Here is a 17,403-nt window from a genome sequence, read left to right as displayed (position 1 = left end):
AAGGGAGAGAATAATGGATACTCAAATGCTGATCGGCTCCCGCTTCGAAGCCGGCACGGAAACGGAAGAACGCGTCCTCAACCCGAAGACAGGCGAGACGGTGCTCAACTTGCCCGAGGCCTCGCTCGGGCAGATCGATGCCGCCGTCGATGCTGCCGAAAAGGCGTTCACGAGCTGGTCGCAGATGACGCCAAGCCAGCGTTCGGCCTATCTCCTCAAGATCGCCGATGCCATCGAGCGCGATGCCGAAGGTTTCGCAGCCCTGGAAGCGCTGAACTGCGGCAAGCCGATCAACGCCGTGCTCAATGATGAGATCCCGGCGATTGTCGACTGCTACCGCTTCTTTGCCGGCGCCGTGCGCAACCTGCACGGCCCTGTCGCCGGCGAGTATCTGCCCGGCCATACCTCGATGATCCGCCGCGATCCGATCGGCATCGTGGGCTCCATCGCGCCTTGGAACTATCCGCTGATGATGATGGCCTGGAAGCTGGCGCCAGCCATTGCCGGTGGCAACACCGTCGTCTTCAAGCCTTCCGAGCAGACGCCGCTGACGGCGCTGAAGATGGCGAAGCTGCTTGCTGATATCCTTCCCGAGGGCGTCGTCAACGTCATCCTCGGCCGCGGCGAGAGCGTCGGCAATGCGCTGATCAACCATCCGAAGATCAGCATGGTTTCCATCACCGGCGATGTCGCTACCGGCAAGAAGGTCCTGCAGGCTGCGGCCAAGACGGTCAAGCGCACGCATCTCGAGCTCGGCGGCAAGGCTCCCGTCATCGTCTTCGACGATGCCGATATCGACGCCGTGGTCGCCGGCATCCGCACCTTCGGTTACTACAATGCCGGCCAGGACTGCACCGCTGCCTGCCGCATCTATGCCGACGCAAAAGTCTATGACAACTTCGTCGCGGATCTGACGTCAGCCGTGTCAAGCATCAAGTTCAACCTCGCTGACGACACTGAGAACGAAATCGGCCCGCTGATCTCCAAGCGCCAGCGCGACCGCGTCGAAAGCTTCGTCACCCGCGCCGCCGAACACAAGCACATGGAGATCACCACCGGCGGCAAGATTTCCGGCGAGCGCGGCTTCTTCTATGCCCCGACCGTCGTCGCCGGCGCTACGCAGGATGACGAGATCGTCCGCCGCGAAGTTTTCGGCCCTGTGGTCTCGGTGACGCGCTTCACCAATGCCGAGGATGCCGTTACCTGGGCCAACGACAGCGACTACGGGCTGGCCTCCTCGGTCTGGACCAAGGACATCAGCCGCGGCATGCAGACGGCGGCACGGCTGCAATATGGCTGCACCTGGATCAACACCCACTTCATGCTGGTCAACGAAATGCCGCATGGCGGGCTCAAGCAATCCGGCTACGGCAAGGATATGTCAGTCTACGCTATCGAAGACTATACAGCCGTCCGGCATGTGATGATCAATCATGGGTGACGGGAGGTTTGACGCAAACCAGCCTTCCTGAGTTTGGGGCCCCGCTGTACCCCCCTCTGTCCTTTTCGGGACATCTCCCCCACAAGGGGGGAGATCGTTGGAGCGCATCATTCAGTCCGTAAGATAAAGCATAATAGCCCAGCCGATACGATGCTCATTGTTTTGCAATGGCAGCGCTGCAAGTTACCAATCTCCCCCCTTGTGGGGGAGATGTCACGAAGTGACAGAGGGGGGTGCCACACTCCCCACAATTCCAGAGCCGTCGTCAAAACCCAACCGCCCTCGGAACAAATCACCCTCCTCCCGCGTCTTCAACAAGTACAACGCAGAGGAGATTGCTAAATGCTGAAATGGGCTCTCATTTTCTTTGTGATTTCGCTGATCAGCGGCTTTTTCGGTTTTTCGGGGGTATCGGCGGCAACCGCAACCATTGCGCGTGTTCTCTTCGCTATCTTCCTGATCATCTTCCTGGTGTTCCTGATCCTGGCCGTGATGGCCGGCAACGCCGTCGTTTGACGACAGGGATCATCGGTGCATCGGGGGCGGGCCTAGATCAGGCTCGCCCCGACATTTATCGCAAGCGCCAGGATCGTCGTGTTGAACAGGAACGAGAGGATGGCGTGCAGAAGCACGAGCTTACGCATCGAAACGGTGGAAACGCCGATATCGGCCGTCTGCGCAGCAACGCCGATGGTGAAGGAGAAATAGAGGAAATCCCAATAGATCGGTTCCTCCACCGGCTCGGCGAATTTCAATCCCTGCCCCTTGCCCGGAATGCTATAGAACCGATGCGCATAGTGGATGGTGAACAGGGTATGCAGGAAGGTCCATGAAATCAGGATCGTCACGATCGCCATCATCACGCGGTAGAAAGCGACTTCGGGTGAGGCGTCCTTGACGCCAAGCAGATCCAGCGCAATGCCACCAATGCTGGCGATTGCCGCCGCGATCGACAGGAAAAGCAGGAATCCATCCGAAAAATCGAGGTCGGCCGAGCGCTTGCGGATGCGAAGCGCATTGGCCGTCAGCATCCGATAGAGGCTATAGACGATAAAGACGACGGCGGTCGTGTCCCAGGCGATCAGCAGGTTGCTGGCATTGAGATCACGTGATGTCAGAAACAGGAAGACGGCGATACCGGCAAGCACGGAGATCACGATCACATGGTGCTTGCGCCACAGCACGAGACCTCTGGAACGATGCAAAAATCCGTTCGCATCCATGCCGCTCTCCTGATCGCAAATCGCCGTTACAAACCGATTCGCAAACGAGAGTGGCAAATAAAAGGAGGCCTCGCAACACGAGGTCTCCAATTGCGACAAGGAAGCCTCAGCCCGTCCAGCCGCCGTCGATGACGTGGATCTGACCCGTCGTGAAGCCCGCCTCATCACCGGCCAGATAGGTCACCAGAGCGGCGATCTCTTCGGCGGTCGCGATGCGGCCCATCGGCTGGCGGGCGATGAAATCCTTCATTGCCTTGTCATAGTCGCCGGTTGCCCTGAGCCGCTCATGCAGCGAGGGGCTGTCGACCGTGCCGGGGCATATCGCATTGGCGCGGATGCCCTTCGCAACGAAATCGGCAGCGATCGACTTGGTGAGCCCGATAACGGCAGCCTTCGAGGCGCAATAGGCGAAGCGGTTGGGCACGCCTTTCACGCTGGAAGCGACCGAAGCCATGTTGACGATCGAGCCCTTGCCCTTCTCCAGCATGCCCGGCAAGAAGGTCCGGCAGGTCGTGTACATCGCCTTGGCGTTGAGGTTGAAGGAGACATCCCAATCCTTCTCCTCGCAATCAAGGATCGTGCCGGCATGGACAAAGCCGGCACAGTTGAAGAGCACGTCGATAGGGCCGACCTCTTGCGAGAAAGCCTTGACGGCGGCGCCGTCAAGCACATTCAGCACATGCTTGCTGGCGCCTTCCAACGTCGAGAGCGTCTGCTCGTTGATGTCGGTGGCGTAGACATGCGCGCCAAGCGAGATGAAGCGCTCGGCCGAAGCCCGGCCGATCCCCTGCCCCGCCGCCGTGATGACGACCTTCTTGCCTTCCAACCCGTGACCCATAATCCTGATCCTTTCCTCCGGGATCATGACCTCATCCACTTCGCCGGCTCTGTAGCCGGCATTTCGGATAAGATCATGCAATAACAATCAGTTGGCGCAGCCTCACGCTAAGCTTCGAAGGACTGCGCGAAACGGCGGTTCAGCTTGTCGATGAGGACTGTATGCCGCTCTCCGGTTCGCAGTCCATCGCTAATCACTGCGGATGCGTCGCTTTGAAATGCCATGTAGCCGTCGTGCCGCGGCCGCACATAGGCGCCTTCCAGCGTCGCCCGGGTACTGCGGTAAAAATCAAGGGCCGGCGTATTGACCGCATCGCTGATCCAGGCGTCGGCGTGGCCGGGCTGGCCGTTTCCGCTGGCATAAATGCCCGCCTGCACCGGCCCACCGGCGATCCAGCGTGCGAAAGCCTTTGCCTCTTCCGGGGCCTGCGTGTGCGCCGAGACGGCAATGCCCGTACCGCCAAGCGCCGAGCCGTTCGGCACGCGGCCGTCGATGACAGGCATATCCGCAAAGGCGATCCGCGCCGGCCTGAAGCCCGCAAAAGAATAATTGACGTAACCGTAGATGAAGGGCGCCGCGACATACCGGCTGTCGGGCTGGCCCATCAGGTCGAGGACGGCAATCGGGTCCATCTCACAGCAGCGGACATCCATGCCGGCGACGAGCCGCGCTATCCAGTCAAGCACCGCTTCGCCGTCCGCTTTCGCGATGAAATCCGGTCCCTCGATGCTGCAGGGCGTGCCGAGGTGGGCAGCCAGCGTGATAAAGGTCATCAGCGAATGCGGCGGCCGCATCGGCAGGATCGCCCTGCCTTCCTGGGCGAGCGTGACGAAGTCGGCAAGATCCTTGACCGGCGCGTTCAGGCGGTCGGGTCGATAGGCCTGCACCTGTGTTGCCGCATCGAGCGGAAAGGCCCATTGACGCCCCTGCCAATTGTAGCTTTGATAGGAGCGCCCAACGGTGCCGGCTGCGATCGCCGCGATTTCATCCGCATGTTCAGCGTCGTCGAGCGGCAGCAGGCAGGTCTCGCGGGTGATCTGGCCAACATGCGGGTGATCGATGACGATGAGGTCGTATCGGGCGGCAAGTTCTTCCACCGGATAGGTCTCGAAATCCTGCAGCGACCGCTTTTCCCAGCCGATCTCGACGCCGGTCTTTTCCCGCCACACCTTCGAGCAGGCGATCATCGGATCGTAGCCGCGCGGATGCGACCAGGTCATTCCCTTCAGCTTCGCCATCATGCCTGCTCCGCTGCCGGTTTACGCTCAACGACGAGGATATGATCGGCGGCAAGCACGACTTCGTCGCGCTGGTTCAGCACCTCACAGTGTTCGACCACACGGCCGGACGCCGGACGCTTCGGATCATCCTCCTTCGCTGAAATGGTGACGCGCGTACGGATCGTATCGCCGATATGTACCGGGCGGACGAAGCGGAGCCGGTCGTAGCCATAGGAAAAGGCGACGGGATTGATGAGCGAGGCCGTCAGTCCGACGCCGATCGCAAAGATCATCGTGCCATGCGCGATGCGCTGGCCGCCGGGCAAGGTCTTGGCGAACTCGGCATCCATGTGATGCGGGAAGAAATCGCCGGTATGGCCGGCATGGACAACGAAATCGGTTTCGGTGATCGTCCGTCCCGTGCTCACCCTGACATGGCCGAGTTCGTAGTCCTCGAAATAGATGGTTTGCTCTGCCATTCCTCAAACCTTTGGAAGTTCCGCGATCGGTGTCGCCGGCAAGGTGCTAGACTGATAGGCGGCCTCGACGAGCGCCATGGTCTGCCAGGCATCCTCGACCGAGCCGATCAGCTCTTGATCCTCACCGGATGCGAAGCGCTGCAGGTTGGCCATGCGATTGACGAAGGCATCCGGGAACCAGGCGCCCTCCAGCTTGACCTCGACCCAATCGCTGCCGCCGGCAGGGCGGATCCAAAGCTCGTCCGGCTCGCCACTGGGATAGTCGAGATTGACGCCGAGCTTGACGTAGGCAGCGCCCTTGGTGCCGGAAATGCGAAACTCGCAGGCCTGGAACTTGCGGCCGAAATCATGGTCGTGATTGACCGAGAGTACGCAGCGAACCTTGTCGCCATAATCGAGGATCGCCGCCGTCCGCGTCTGCGCGACATCGTGATTGGGATGGCCGATGGTCTTGGCATGAATGCCCCGCGGATTGCCGAGCAAGCCGCGAATGAAATCGAGATAGTGGATCGAGTGCATGGCGATCTCGATCCGCGGCAGGCCTTTCAGGAACGGCCAGAGCCCCCAGGGTGTTGCAAGCGCCAGCCATGCGTCGAAATCGACGACCTCGCCGAGATAGCCCTTGTTCACCGCATCGTAGAGCGCCAGCATCATCGGCGCGAAGCGAAGCTGGAAGTTGACGGCCGCCTTGATATCCCGCTCGCGGCAGATCCGCAGGATTTCCGAGGCGCCGGCAAGATCACTGCCCATCGGCTTCTGGATCAGCGCGAAGGAACCGCGCGGCAATTTCGAAAGGATCGTCGCATGCGCTGCCGGCGGCGTCGCCAGATCGAAGATCGCGCCCTCGACGGCAAGGGCCTCCGCTTCGGAGGCGAAAACTCGAATGCCCCATCGAGCAGCCAGCGCCGCCGCCTTCTCGGCGTTCGGATCGTAAAGACCTGCGACCGGAAAGCCGGCTTGCTTATGAGCCGGAAGATGCGCGTCGCCGACGATGCTGCCGGCACCGAAGATCACGATGGAGCGAGGATGCGACGGCATCGGCCACCATTGGCGCAAGGATTTGGGATCGAAGGTCACGACACCCTCCCCTTGAGGGGGAGGGTCGGACCGAAGGTCCGGGGTGGGGTGATCCCTCCTCGTGCGAAAACGGCAGCGCTATGCGCCCGGAGCATCACCCCCACCCGCGCGTTCCGCGCGACCTCCCCCCTCAAGGGGGAGGTGACCGCTTCGCGGTCCGTTCCACTCCAATCCCTAATCATGATGAAACACCTCCTCCATCATGGCCCACCACTCGCCCTCTTTGCGGGTTTCGAACGGCTTCTGGCAGGGTATGCAGAAGGACCACCACTCCTGGTTCTTCGGGCTGGCAGCCATCTTGGCCATATCGGCCTCGAAATCCGTGCCGACATATTCCCAATAGCCGAAGAGCAGGTTTTCCGGCTCCTTCAGGAAGATCGAATAGTTGGTGATGTTGCAGTCTGAGATCAGCGCCAGGATCTCGGGCCAGACGGCCGCATGCAGTGCTTTGTATTCCGCCACCTTGGCCGGCTCCAGGCCGATCACCATTCCCATCCGCTGCATGGCAAGCTCCTCCTCAGCCGTGAATTTCCCGGGTGAATTCGCCGATCGAGCGCGCCTTCACCGCTTCCCAATCCCAGGCAATGCCGATGCCGGGCTCTGATGGGGCCACCGCCTTGCCATCGACGATGTCCATGCCCTTGGTGGTGAGATCGTCGAGCTGCGGGATGTATTCGACATATTTGCCGTTCGGCACGGCGCAGGTGAGGCTGACATGCAGCTCCATAAGGAAATGCGGGCAGACGGGAATGTCGAAGGCTTCGGCCGCATGCGCCACCTTCAGCCAGGGCGTGATGCCGCCGATGCGGGCGACATCCACCTGCACGATCGAGCAGGCGCCCTTCTGCATGTATTCGCGGAAATGCCGGATCGAATACATGGATTCGCCCACCGCGATCGGCGTCGGCGTCGATCGGGTCAGCCGGATATGGCCATCGAGATCGTCGGCCGGCAGCGGCTCCTCGATCCAGGCAAGGTCCAGTTCCTTCAAGCGTGCCGCCCGGCGGATCGCCTCATCGACGGTGAAGCCCTGATTGCAGTCGGTCATGATCTCGAAGCCGGAGCCAAGCGCCAAGCGCATCGCGGCCAGCCGGTCGTAATCCTCGGAGCCATGCGGCTTGCCGATCTTCACCTTCGAGCCGGAAAAGCCCTTGGCCTTCGCCTGCAGGGCGTCTTCGACCAGGGCTTCCTTCTCGATGTGCAGCCAGCCGCCTTCCGTGGTGTAGAGCGGGCAACGATCCCTAGCGCCGCCGGCAAGCTTCCAGAGCGGCAGACCTTGCTTCTTGGCCCGCAGGTCCCAAAGCGCGGTATCGACAGCCGCAAGCGCCAGTGCCGTAATGGGACCGATCGTCGTAGCATGCGTGGCGAATTCCAGTCTGTGCCAAATCGCCTCGATGCAATCGGCATCCTCGCCGATCAGCAGCGGCACCAGATGGTCGGACAGCAGCCGCATGACGGACGAGCCACCGGTGCCGATCGTATAGCTGTAGCCGGTGCCGACTGCCCCATCGCTGTCGGTGATGGTGACGATCGGCGTCTCCTGGCTGACGAAGCTCTGGATCGCATCCGTCCGCTTCACTTTCGGCGGCAGGTCGACCATGCGCAGTTCAATTTTCTCGATACGTGCCATGGGAGCTATTCCTCAGTTTGCCAGGCTCTTGCCGGTTTCAGCGGAGAAGAGATGTGCCTGGCTGAGATCGAAGCTCATCTTCAGCCGTTCGCCGCTCTTCAGCGCGCGCGGATTGAGCATACGCGTCACCCATTCACGCCCGGCGAATTCGACAAAGACGAGCGTCTCGTTGCCGAGCGGTTCGGTGATGGTGACCGGCAAGGTCAGCTCGCAGACAGCAGATTCCGCGCCGGAATGCAGGCCGTGGCCAGTCGGGAAGATATCGTCGGGCCTGAGACCGAAGGCGACCTTTTCTCCTTCCCTGACCCTTCCGGCAAACTGGTTCGGCAGCGGCAGACGATCACCGTTCTTGAAAGTGAGTTCGCCTGCCTTCAGCGTCGCCTCTTCGATATTCATCGGTGGCGAGCCGATGAAGCCGGCGACGAAGCGGGTGGCGGGCCGCTTGAACACTTCGTCCGGCGTGCCGACTTGTTCGATGTGGCCATCGCGCATGATGACGATGCGGTCCGCCAGCGTCATGGCCTCGACCTGATCGTGCGTCACGTAGACCACCGTCGACTGCACCTTCGCATGCAGTTTCTTGATCTCGGTGCGCATCTGCGTGCGCAGCTTGGCATCGAGGTTCGATAGCGGCTCGTCGAAGAGGAAGACCTCTGGCTGGCGCACGATGGCGCGGCCCATGGCAACGCGCTGACGCTGGCCGCCGGAAAGCTGCGCCGGGCGGCGATCCATCAGCGCTTCGAGGCTCAAAATAGCAGCGGCCTCGTTGACGCGCCGGTCGATCTCGGCCTGCGGCTGTTTGGCGATCTTCAGCGAGAAGCCCATGTTCTCGCGCACCGTCATATGTGGATAGAGCGCGTAGGACTGGAACACCATGGAGATGTTGCGGTCGCGCGGCGGCAGGTCGTTGACGACCGTATCGCCGATCTCGATCGTGCCGTCGGAGACATCCTCCAGGCCGGCGATCATGCGCAGCGTCGTCGACTTGCCACAGCCGGACGGGCCGACGAGCGCGATGAACTCCTTGTCCGCGATGTCGAGATCGATCCCGTGGACGATTTCCAGCGCGCCGTAGCGCTTGACGAGTTTTTTGAGGGAAACCTGAGCCATGGAGATCAACCTTTGACCGCACCGAATGTCAGACCCGACACCAGATGCTTCTGAATGATGAAAGTGAGAGCGAGCGCCGGAATGATCATCACGACCGCCAGTGCGCACATGCCGCGCCAGTCGATGGTGAACTCGGCCGTGTAGTCGAGCAGGCCCACAGGCAGCGTCTTGGAATCGACGGAACGCGTCAGCTGCGAGGCGAGAGCATATTCATTCCAGCAGGTAAGGAAGGCGAAGATGCCGGCCGATGCGATACCCGGGCCGGCAAGTGGAAATTCCACCTGCCAGAAAGCCTGCCAGCGCGTGCAGCCGTCGATCTGCGCGGCCTCGGCGAGATCCTTCGGCACCTGGCGGAAGAAGCCGTCGATCAGCCAGATCGTGAAGGGCACGTTCAGTGCGACATAGGTGAGGATCAGGCCGAAATGCGTGTCGATGATGCCGAGCCGCGCATAGACCATGAAGAGCGGCAGCGATAGCGCCACGCCGGGCACGGAACGCGTCAGCATCAGCCCGAGGAATACGGCCGACTTGCCTGTGAAACGAAAGCGAGCGAAGGCATAGCCGCCGGACATGCCGATGACGAGCGCAATGGCGGTCGAGGTGACGGAGATGATGAGCGAATTGCGGAAATAGTCCCAGACGGGGATGCCGCCCTGCCCGACGCCGCTGAACATGGCGCGATAGGCTTCCAGCGACAGCTCCTGCGGGATCCAGACCGGCGGCTTCGCCATGATTTCCACGGTCGGCCGTAGCGAGCTGATGACGATCCAGAAACCGGGCAGGCAGATGATAAGCATCGCGAGGAAGAGGCCGATGAGATAGGCAACCTTCCAGAAGCGGCGCTGCAGGCGTTGTTGAGCGTTGCGATCCATGATTACCACTCCGCTCCGATCTGGGTGCGGGCAAGCGCCAGCTTACGGAAGAAATAGACGGTGAAGACGATCGACAGGATGATCGAGACATAGGCCATGGCGTTGGCAAGCCCCATCTGCGCATCGGCATAGGCGGTGCGCCCGACCAGCGTCCAGATCAGCTCCGTGCGCCGCGCCGGCCCGCCATCGGTCATGATCTTGACGATGTCATAGGCGCGGGCGACGTCGAGCGAGCGGATCGTCATGGCGATGAAGGCGAACGGCATCAGGAACGGCCAGGTGACATAGCGGAAGGTCTGCCAGCTGGTGCAGCCATCGACCTTCGCAGCCTCGACAGGCTCCTGCGGCATGGCAAGCAGACCGGCTAGGATCAGGATCGCGAAGACCGAGGTCGACGACCAGACTTCGGCAATGACGATGGAAAACAGTGCCAGATTGCCATCGATCAGCCAGGGAATGGCCGTCTCGGTAATGCCCAGGGATTGCAGGGCATTGTTGATGATGCCGACATTGTCGTTGAACATGAATTTGAACTGGAAGCCGACGAGAACGGGCGAAAACATCATCGGGAACATCATCAGCGTGCGCAGCACGCGCTTGCCGTAGGTCGCCTTGTTGACCAGCAAAGCCAATCCCAGGCCAAGCAGCATTTCCAGATTGAGTGCGATCGTCAAAAGCACCACGGTGCGCACGAAGGCGGCGAGGAACACCGGATCCGAAAGGATGCGCATGTAGTTGCGCAGACCGATGAAGGTGAAGAGTGTGGCCGGCCGCGTCAGGCGAAACGGCGTGAAGCTGGAATAGAAGGAGAGCAGCAGCGGAAACAGAACCACCGCCGCCAGGACGATGATCGCCGGAAGAAGAAGCAGGACCGGTGGAGATATTCTTTTGAGCATGGTTTGCACCTGTCGGCATTTCTCGGCAGCGTGGCCCGGACTGCGTGGAATGAATTGCTTGGGACGAGACCCGGCAGAAAACCGGCAACGCGGATGGCGCCTAGCGGTGCCGATCGAAAGCGATTCTCGAAGTCAGATTGCGGAAGCCCCGCGCTCTTGAAGGCGCGGGGCTTCAATTGCACCGCTTAGAGCGCGCCGGCGTCCTTCAGGACATCGGTTGCCTTTTGAGCAGCGGCATCGAGCGCTTCCTTCGAGCTCTTGTCACCGAGGATCGCGGCCTGAAGCTCAGGATAGACGACGTTGGAAATCTCGATCCATTGCGGCGTGCGCGGAACCGGGAAGGCATATTTCATGGCTTCCTGGAAGGTGCTCAGCACTTCCTTCTTGTAAGGATCGGAAGCCGCCTGCTGGATATCCCAATCCCAGACCGCCTTGCGGGTCGGCAGCGTGCCGTTGGCGGCTTCGAGCTTTTGCGAATCGTCGTTCGTCAGGAACCAGACGAGCGAGGCGGCAGCATCCTTGTGGGCGCAGGCTTCGGTGACCGAGAAGCCGTGATGGCCGGACCAGCCGGTGTGCTTGCCGGAGGAACCGGCGGGCTGCACGACGACACCGACATTGCCGGCGATCTTCGAAGACTTCGGGTCATTGAAATAGGTTGCCCAGCCCGGCCAGTCGAGATCGAGGGCGATCGAACCGGAGGCGAAGCCGGCGCCGAGGTCGTCCCACAGATAGTTGGTCGTGCCGGCCGGAACGGCCTTGGCCTTGTACATGTTGACGAACCAGTCGAGCGCGCGCACGCCGGCTTCGGAATTGAAGGCAGGCTTGCCGTCCTTGTCGAGATATTCGCCGCCTTCGGCGACCAGCATTTCATAGAAGCGGCCGTTGATCGCCTCTTCCTTGCCGGGGAATTGCGTGCCGAAGAAGTTCGGCGGATTGGAGAAGAAGATCGCCTGATCTGAGACTTCCTTCCAGGTCTTCGGGGGCGCCAGATCGTAGCCGTACTTCGCCTTGAACGCCGTCTTCTTGGCATCGTCCTTGTAGAGGCTCTTCTGATAGTAGAGCGCCGAAACGTCGAACTGCGCACGCGGCAGCATGATCAGGCGGCCGTCGATGGTCGAGGCCTGGATGGTCGAATCGACGAACTGGCTGATTTCTTCCTTCGGCAGCAGCTTGCCGAGGTCGGTGTAGAGGTCGGGATATTGCGGCGCGAAGGACGAATGGTTCGAGCCGACACACCAGGAGATGCTGCCCGATGCCATATCGGATTTGATTTCCTTGTCGAGTTCGAAGTGGTTCTTCTTGGAGAGAATGTTGACCTTGGCACCCGTCTCCTTCTCCCACTCGGCGATGCGCGCATAAAGCGGCTCATATTGCTGGCCGCCGATGAGCTTGGCGTCGATCGTCACACCCTGAAATTTGCCCGGCAGATCGGCCGCGAAGACCGAAGTACCCGCAAGCAATGCCATCATGCCGGCAGCAAGACCGGCCTTCCAATTCCTCATCGAAGTTCCTCCCCTGAGACCGGACCCTTGTCCGATTGTCCTCCCGACCCAAATATGGATCGATGATTTATAAGTAAACATCTTATTCATTGGCCGTCAAGCTGCGATCGCGCGCTTGTAAAATGTCTTCATTCATATATGAATGATGATTCATGTTTCTTCGCATGGGGGCTTGTTGATGAGCGTAGAAGACGACAGTGACCGCTACCGCGCGCCGGCGCTGGACAAGGGGCTCGACATTCTGGAGCTGCTGGCAAGGATCGATGGTGGCCTGACGCAGGCGGAAATCGCCAAGGCGCTCAACAAGAGTCCCAACGAATTCTACCGCATGCTCGATCGCCTTGTGCGGCGCGGCTACGTACAGCGTCAGGATGGCGATCGCTTCTATCTGACGCTGAAGCTCTTCGGGCTCGCGCATTATCATGCACCGGTGCGCCGCCTCGTCTCCTTCGCGACCCCGCTGATGCGTGAGTTCTCCAACCGTGCCGAGCAGGCCTGCCATCTGGCGATCTACGACCGCGGCTCGGTGATCGTCATTGCCCAGCAGGATTCTCCCACCTATTGGGGCATCTCCATCCGCGTCGGCGCGCAGATCAATCTCTACAATACCGGCTCGGGCCATATTCTTCTGGCATTCCGGGATGCAAAGCAGCGTCAGATGATGATCAACGAGCAGAGACGCCAGGAACAGGATCCGGAGGAGCCGCCCGCAGACCTCGAGGAAAAGCTCGCGGCAATCCGTGAAAAGGGCTTCGAAACCATGAGCAGCCTGCAGACGAGCGGCGTACACAATATTTCCGCGCCCGTGCTGGCGATGGACGGCAACGCGCTTGCCGCCCTCACCTGCCCCTATATCGAGCCAGTGAACCCGAAGGCGCCTACGCGCGAGCAGGTGGTCGAATATGTCCGCGAAGCGGCAAAAGAGATCTCCGAAACCGTGGCCGGCACGGTCGATAAGGCCGAGCTGTAATTTTTATTTGAATAAACTATTCTTCTGTGAGTATATGTTGAGCAAGCAGGTATGGGAGGATCACCATGCTCTTCGACAGCCATTTGCACATCGTCGACCGGAACCGTCTCGCCTATCCCTGGCTGGCCGGCGCCGGCACGCTCAATCGCGACAGCCTCTATGAAGACTATGCGCGCGAGGCCAAGCGCCTCGGGATCACCGATACGCTTCACATGGAGGTCGACGTCGCCGAGGATGATATCGAGCGGGAAACCGATTACGTCAAAGACCTCAGCCGTGAGCCCGGCAGCCTCCTCAGGGGTGCCATCGCCGCCTGCCGCCCTGAAAGCACGAACTTTCCCGCCTATCTCGAACGCGTACTCGCCGATCCCTTCGTCAAAGGTTTCCGCCGTGTACTGCATGTCGTGCCAGATGACGTCTCCGAGGGCGCCCTCTTCCGCGAGAACCTGAAACAGCTCGGTGGCACGCGGCTCACCTTCGATCTCTGTGTCCTACCGCATCAGATGTCCAAGGCGCTCGCGCTCATCGACCTCAATCCCAACATCCGCTTCGTCCTCGACCATTGCGGCGTACCGGCGGTGAAGGATGGCTTCAGCGAAAGCTGGGCAGCGGGGATCACGGAAGCGGCAAAGCGCCCGAATATCATCGTCAAGATTTCCGGCGTCGTCGCCTATGCCGATCCGGACAGCTGGGCGCCGGAAACGCTGCGTCCCTTCGTCGAACATTGCATCGCAAGCTTCGGCTGGGATCGCGTCATCTGGGGCAGCGACTGGCCGGTCTGCACGCTCGGCGGCAATCTCTCCACCTGGGTCGCCGCCACCCACGCTCTGATGCAAGGCGTAAGTGACGACGAACGCAATCGACTCTATCACCTGAATGCCAAGCGCCTCTGGTCTCTCTGAGACCAGGCGCGTTTCTTCAGAAAGACGATGTCATGACCGCCACCGTCGGCGTCTCCAGCACCCATCCGAAAACCATGCCGGCCGATCACGCCGAAATCCCCGTCTGGAATGCGGAGAACTGGTTCTATGAGGATTTCGAGATAGGCCACAGGATACGCTCGCTGCGCCGCACGATCTCCGAAGGCGAGTCGCAGCAGTTCAACGCGCTCGTCCTTGATATGCATCCTTACGTCAGCGATCAGATCTTCGCCGAAACCGAAGGCCTGTTCGGCAAGCGGCTCGTTGCCGGTGCCTTCGTCTTTTCCGCCGGCCTCGGGCTTGTCGCCACCAATTGCGTCAACGCCTTTTCCTATGGCTACGACAAGCTGCGCTTCATCAAGCCCACCTTCATCGGGGAGACGATCTACACCATCCGCACCAATCTGGATAAGCATCCGAAATATGCCGAGCTCGGCCTGATCCGCTCTTCTTACGAAGTCTTCAAGGGCGAAGGCGAGCTGGTACTCTATTGCGAGCATATCCAGACCGTGCGCTACAGGAACGGTCGGCCGGCGGACGCGCCGCCGCTGAAAGTCCGACATGAATAACGAGCACGAAGAGGGCCTGCTCTCCGGCATCATCGTACTGGATATGAGCCAGTTTCTTGCCGGCCCGATGGCGGCGCTCCGGCTCGGCGATCTCGGCGCGCGCGTCATCAAGATCGAGCGGCCCGATGGCGGCGATCTCTGCCGCCGGCTTTATCTGAGCGACACCGAGATCGGCGGCGACTCCACGCTCTTTCACGCCATCAATCGCGGCAAGGAGAGCTTTGCGGTCAATATGAAGGATGAGGGCGATCTGCAGGAACTGCGCGCGCTGATCGCCAAGGCTGATGTCGTCATCCAGAACTTCCGCCCCGGCGTCATCGAAAGGCTTGGCCTCGACTATGCCGCCGTTGCCGCGATCAATCCCCGTGTCGTCTATGGCAGCATCACCGGATACGGCCCCGACAATGAATGGCGACATTTCCCCGGACAGGATCTCCTGGCCCAGGCCCGCTCCGGCGTCATGTGGCTGAATGGCGAGGCGGATGACGGACCTGTGCCGTTCGGCCTTGCGATCGCCGACATGTTGGCCGGCAATCTCCTGGTCCAGGCCATCCTCGCCGGCCTTGTACGGCGCGGCGTCACCGGCCGCGGCGTACATGTAGAGACGAGCTTGCTGGAGGCGCTGGTCGACTTTCAGTTCGAAGTGCTGACCACGCACCTGAACGACGGAGGCCGCTTGCCGAAGAAATCCGCCGTGCGCAATGCGCACGCCTATCTCGCGGCGCCGTATGGCGTCTATCGCTGCGCCGACGGCTGGCTGGCGATCGCGATGATGCCACTCGCGAAACTCGCGCCGCTGCTCGATCTGCCCGCGCTTGCCGGTTACGCGCCGGATGATGCCTTCCAGCATCGGGACGAGATCAAGAGCATGATCGCCAGTCGCCTGCGGGAAAAGACGGTTCAGCAATGGCTCGCCATTCTGGAACCGGCCGATATCTGGGCGGCGGAGGTGCTGGATTGGCCGAAATTGCTGCAAAGTGCCGCCTTCCGCCAGCTCGATATACTGCAGACGGTAACCCGTGATGACGGCACTTCCCTGCGCACGACGGCTAGCCCCATCCGCGTGAATGGTGTTCGAGCCAAAAATGGGCTAGCGGCGCCGACGATCGGCGGGCAGTCGGAGAAGGTCAGGGCGGAGTTTGTTCGGTAGGCCATCGCATGCCTCGCACCCGCCGCACCGATGGTGCGGCAAACTCAAAGTCTCATTTACTCTCTGAAACAAAAAGGAGCGCCGCATCCCTGCGGCACCCCTCTCAAACAATCTCTCCTCTGAGAGGATAGAAGCAAACCTCAAGCGGCAGCGAGCTGCAGCTCCTTGCTGACCATGGTGCGCAGCGCGACCAGGTCCTTGGCGAAGGCGCGGATGCCTTCGGAGAGCTTCTCGGTCGCCATTGCGTCTTCGTTCATCATCCAACGGAAGGTCTTCTCGTCGACGGCGATCTTTTCGACCGACCCCTTGGGCTCCGGCGAGAGCTTGCGCTCCAGCTTGCCTTCGTCCTTGGAGAGCTCGTCGAGCAGGTTCGGGCTGATCGTCAGACGGTCGCAGCCGGCCAGCGCTTCGATTTCGCCGGTGTTGCGGAAGGAGGCGCCCATGACGATCGTCTTGATGTCATTGGCCTTGTAGTAATGGTAGATGTCGCGCACCGAGATGACGCCCGGATCTTCTTCGGCCGTGTAGTCCTTGCCCGTCGACTTCTTGTACCAGTCGAGGATGCGGCCGACGAAGGGCGAGATCAGGAATGCCTTGGCGTCGGCGCAGGCAATCGCCTGGGCCTTGCTGAAGAGCAGCGTCAGGTTGCAGTCGATACCTTCCTTCTGCAGCACTTCGGCGGCGCGAATGCCTTCCCAGGTGGAGGCGAGCTTGATCAGGATGCGGTCACGCTCGATGCCGCGCTCCTTGTAGGCGGCGATGATGGCGCGGGCCTTAGCAAGCGATGCTTCCGTGTTGAAGGAGAGGTCGGCATCGACTTCGGTGGAGACGCGACCGGGAACGAGGCCGGAGAGCGCTGCGCCGACTGAGATCGCCAGACGGTCGGCAACTGCGGCAACGACGGCTTCGGAGGCGCCGCCCTGCTTCTTGCCCCAGGAAACGGCTTCCTTGATCGCGTCGGCGAACATCGGCGTGCCAAGCGCCTTCAGCACGATGGTCGGGTTGGTGGTGCAATCCACCGGCTTCAGGCGAGCGACTGCCTCGATATCGCCGGTATCGGCCACGACCGTCGTCATGGCGCGGAGTTGATCAAGCTTGGAAGTCATAACAGGTATCCTTGTTGAATGAGGCCCATTTGGATGGGAGATGTCGGGCAGCAGATCCGATCTTTTCGTCGGACGGACTTGAAGGCGTCAGCGATGCAGCCTTCCTTCTCCTATGTTTCGGTAACGGGATAAAAAGCGCGAAAGTTCCATTTCCGGTGAACGGCTGAGCGATGAGGAGACAACCTTCCGAAAACAGGCTTTTCGCCGGCACCAGGCGCCCTATATGGCTCCCTGTCCGGCCTGGCACTTGCTCGGAGCAGCATCTGCACATTGTCCTCCTCGATTGGACAAGACCGAATTCCTCACCACCGACTATCAGCAATCCCGCACGGAAAAGTCAAGGACATTTGTGCAATTCGATTGACATAAGTTTCACGTCATAGAATATCGGCAGCAGAAG

18 protein-coding genes are annotated in these 17,403 nt (G+C 60.7%); 6 read left to right on the top strand and 12 right to left on the bottom strand.

What is annotated here, in order from left to right:
* The first annotated feature begins 13 nt into the window (after positions 1-13).
* Together DQ393_RS18635 and DQ393_RS18630 are read left to right on the top strand one after the other, a co-directional pair.
* Positions 14-1,441, top strand: coding sequence for a gamma-aminobutyraldehyde dehydrogenase (locus tag DQ393_RS18635; protein WP_112343231.1), 1,428 nt, complete (start codon positions 14-16; stop codon positions 1,439-1,441).
* Between the two features lie 342 nt (positions 1,442-1,783).
* Complete coding sequence (locus DQ393_RS18630; RefSeq protein WP_015341190.1) at positions 1,784-1,957, top strand: DUF1328 domain-containing protein; 174 nt, start codon at positions 1,784-1,786, stop codon at positions 1,955-1,957.
* A gap of 32 nt (positions 1,958-1,989) precedes the next feature.
* Here the strand turns inward: DQ393_RS18630 and DQ393_RS18625 are convergent, their stop codons facing one another.
* From DQ393_RS18625 to DQ393_RS18570, 11 genes are all read right to left on the bottom strand, one after another.
* Positions 1,990-2,664, bottom strand: coding sequence for a DUF1345 domain-containing protein (locus tag DQ393_RS18625; protein WP_112343230.1), 675 nt, complete (start codon positions 2,662-2,664; stop codon positions 1,990-1,992).
* Positions 2,665-2,770: 106 nt separating this feature from the next.
* Positions 2,771-3,502, bottom strand: a complete 732-nt coding sequence (locus DQ393_RS18620) for an SDR family oxidoreductase (protein WP_112343416.1) — start codon at positions 3,500-3,502, stop codon at positions 2,771-2,773.
* 107 nt (positions 3,503-3,609) lie between these two features.
* Positions 3,610-4,743, bottom strand: a complete 1,134-nt coding sequence (locus DQ393_RS18615) for an extracellular solute-binding protein (RefSeq protein WP_112343229.1) — start codon at positions 4,741-4,743, stop codon at positions 3,610-3,612.
* Entirely contained in the window at positions 4,740-5,201 is a 462-nt protein-coding gene (locus DQ393_RS18610) for a MaoC/PaaZ C-terminal domain-containing protein (RefSeq protein WP_112343228.1), read from the bottom strand. The genes DQ393_RS18615 and DQ393_RS18610 overlap by 4 nt, the downstream gene beginning before the upstream one ends.
* Positions 5,202-5,204: 3 nt before the next feature.
* Positions 5,205-6,239, bottom strand: a complete 1,035-nt coding sequence (locus DQ393_RS18605) for a Gfo/Idh/MocA family protein (protein WP_112343415.1) — start codon at positions 6,237-6,239, stop codon at positions 5,205-5,207.
* A 213-nt stretch (positions 6,240-6,452) separates the two neighbouring features.
* The gene (locus tag DQ393_RS18595) at positions 6,453-6,782 is read right to left on the bottom strand and encodes an L-rhamnose mutarotase (protein WP_112343226.1); all 330 of its coding nucleotides are present in this window, start codon (positions 6,780-6,782) and stop codon (positions 6,453-6,455) included.
* A gap of 13 nt (positions 6,783-6,795) precedes the next feature.
* Entirely contained in the window at positions 6,796-7,908 is a 1,113-nt protein-coding gene (locus DQ393_RS18590) for a mandelate racemase/muconate lactonizing enzyme family protein (RefSeq protein WP_112343225.1), read from the bottom strand.
* A gap of 12 nt (positions 7,909-7,920) precedes the next feature.
* The gene (locus tag DQ393_RS18585; protein ID WP_112343224.1) at positions 7,921-9,018 is read right to left on the bottom strand and encodes an ABC transporter ATP-binding protein; all 1,098 of its coding nucleotides are present in this window, start codon (positions 9,016-9,018) and stop codon (positions 7,921-7,923) included.
* 5 nt (positions 9,019-9,023) lie between these two features.
* A complete protein-coding gene (locus DQ393_RS18580; RefSeq protein ID WP_112343223.1) occupies positions 9,024-9,890 on the bottom strand; it encodes a carbohydrate ABC transporter permease in 867 nt (288 codons plus the stop codon).
* Between the two features lie 2 nt (positions 9,891-9,892).
* Positions 9,893-10,786, bottom strand: a complete 894-nt coding sequence (locus tag DQ393_RS18575) for a carbohydrate ABC transporter permease (RefSeq protein ID WP_112343222.1) — start codon at positions 10,784-10,786, stop codon at positions 9,893-9,895.
* A gap of 185 nt (positions 10,787-10,971) precedes the next feature.
* Positions 10,972-12,255 (bottom strand): sugar ABC transporter substrate-binding protein, encoded by a 1,284-nt coding sequence (locus DQ393_RS18570; protein ID WP_432422008.1) that lies wholly within the window; start codon positions 12,253-12,255, stop codon positions 10,972-10,974.
* A gap of 211 nt (positions 12,256-12,466) precedes the next feature.
* Between DQ393_RS18570 and DQ393_RS18565 the strand changes: the two genes are divergently transcribed.
* The 4 genes from DQ393_RS18565 to DQ393_RS18550 all read left to right on the top strand — a co-directional run bounded on the left by DQ393_RS18565 (position 12,467) and on the right by DQ393_RS18550 (position 15,897).
* Complete coding sequence (locus tag DQ393_RS18565; protein ID WP_112343220.1) at positions 12,467-13,258, top strand: IclR family transcriptional regulator; 792 nt, start codon at positions 12,467-12,469, stop codon at positions 13,256-13,258.
* A 65-nt stretch (positions 13,259-13,323) separates the two neighbouring features.
* Positions 13,324-14,160 carry an amidohydrolase family protein gene (locus tag DQ393_RS18560; protein WP_112343219.1) on the top strand — a complete coding sequence of 279 codons (837 nt, stop codon included), beginning with the start codon at positions 13,324-13,326 and terminating at the stop codon, positions 14,158-14,160.
* Between the two features lie 32 nt (positions 14,161-14,192).
* Complete coding sequence (locus DQ393_RS18555) at positions 14,193-14,747, top strand: MaoC family dehydratase (RefSeq protein WP_112343218.1); 555 nt, start codon at positions 14,193-14,195, stop codon at positions 14,745-14,747.
* Positions 14,740-15,897, top strand: a complete 1,158-nt coding sequence (locus DQ393_RS18550; RefSeq protein WP_112343217.1) for a CaiB/BaiF CoA transferase family protein — start codon at positions 14,740-14,742, stop codon at positions 15,895-15,897. Before DQ393_RS18555 ends, DQ393_RS18550 begins: the two co-directional genes overlap by 8 nt.
* A 140-nt stretch (positions 15,898-16,037) precedes the next feature.
* Here DQ393_RS18550 and tal read toward each other — a convergent pair whose 3' ends face one another.
* A complete protein-coding gene (gene tal / locus DQ393_RS18545) occupies positions 16,038-17,003 on the bottom strand; it encodes a transaldolase (protein ID WP_112343216.1) in 966 nt (321 codons plus the stop codon).
* Positions 17,004-17,403: the final 400 nt, after the last annotated feature.

Source organism: Martinezella tropici, assembly GCF_003287875.1.
Classification (GTDB): domain Bacteria; phylum Pseudomonadota; class Alphaproteobacteria; order Rhizobiales; family Rhizobiaceae; genus Rhizobium; species Rhizobium tropici_C.
Note: the sequence above shows the minus strand (reverse complement) of the source record. Positions and strands in the feature narration are given on the sequence as shown.

Bases quoted from the DNA above. Each gene is read 5' to 3' on its own strand.
- DQ393_RS18635 (WP_112343231.1), top strand. From the start codon at position 14: ATGGATACTCAAATGCTGATCGGCTCCCGCTTCGAAGCCGGCACGGAA.
- DQ393_RS18630 (WP_015341190.1), top strand. From the start codon at position 1,784: ATGCTGAAATGGGCTCTCATTTTCTTTGTGATTTCGCTGATCAGCGGC.
- DQ393_RS18625 (WP_112343230.1), bottom strand. From the start codon at position 2,664: ATGGATGCGAACGGATTTTTGCATCGTTCCAGAGGTCTCGTGCTGTGG.
- DQ393_RS18620 (WP_112343416.1), bottom strand. From the start codon at position 3,502: ATGGGTCACGGGTTGGAAGGCAAGAAGGTCGTCATCACGGCGGCGGGG.
- DQ393_RS18615 (WP_112343229.1), bottom strand. From the start codon at position 4,743: ATGATGGCGAAGCTGAAGGGAATGACCTGGTCGCATCCGCGCGGCTAC.
- DQ393_RS18610 (WP_112343228.1), bottom strand. From the start codon at position 5,201: ATGGCAGAGCAAACCATCTATTTCGAGGACTACGAACTCGGCCATGTC.
- DQ393_RS18605 (WP_112343415.1), bottom strand. From the start codon at position 6,239: ATGCCGTCGCATCCTCGCTCCATCGTGATCTTCGGTGCCGGCAGCATC.
- DQ393_RS18595 (WP_112343226.1), bottom strand. From the start codon at position 6,782: ATGCAGCGGATGGGAATGGTGATCGGCCTGGAGCCGGCCAAGGTGGCG.
- DQ393_RS18590 (WP_112343225.1), bottom strand. From the start codon at position 7,908: ATGGCACGTATCGAGAAAATTGAACTGCGCATGGTCGACCTGCCGCCG.
- DQ393_RS18585 (WP_112343224.1), bottom strand. From the start codon at position 9,018: ATGGCTCAGGTTTCCCTCAAAAAACTCGTCAAGCGCTACGGCGCGCTG.
- DQ393_RS18580 (WP_112343223.1), bottom strand. From the start codon at position 9,890: ATGGATCGCAACGCTCAACAACGCCTGCAGCGCCGCTTCTGGAAGGTT.
- DQ393_RS18575 (WP_112343222.1), bottom strand. From the start codon at position 10,786: ATGCTCAAAAGAATATCTCCACCGGTCCTGCTTCTTCTTCCGGCGATC.
- DQ393_RS18570 (WP_432422008.1), bottom strand. From the start codon at position 12,255: ATGATGGCATTGCTTGCGGGTACTTCGGTCTTCGCGGCCGATCTGCCG.
- DQ393_RS18565 (WP_112343220.1), top strand. From the start codon at position 12,467: ATGAGCGTAGAAGACGACAGTGACCGCTACCGCGCGCCGGCGCTGGAC.
- DQ393_RS18560 (WP_112343219.1), top strand. From the start codon at position 13,324: ATGCTCTTCGACAGCCATTTGCACATCGTCGACCGGAACCGTCTCGCC.
- DQ393_RS18555 (WP_112343218.1), top strand. From the start codon at position 14,193: ATGACCGCCACCGTCGGCGTCTCCAGCACCCATCCGAAAACCATGCCG.
- DQ393_RS18550 (WP_112343217.1), top strand. From the start codon at position 14,740: ATGAATAACGAGCACGAAGAGGGCCTGCTCTCCGGCATCATCGTACTG.
- tal (WP_112343216.1), bottom strand. From the start codon at position 17,003: ATGACTTCCAAGCTTGATCAACTCCGCGCCATGACGACGGTCGTGGCC.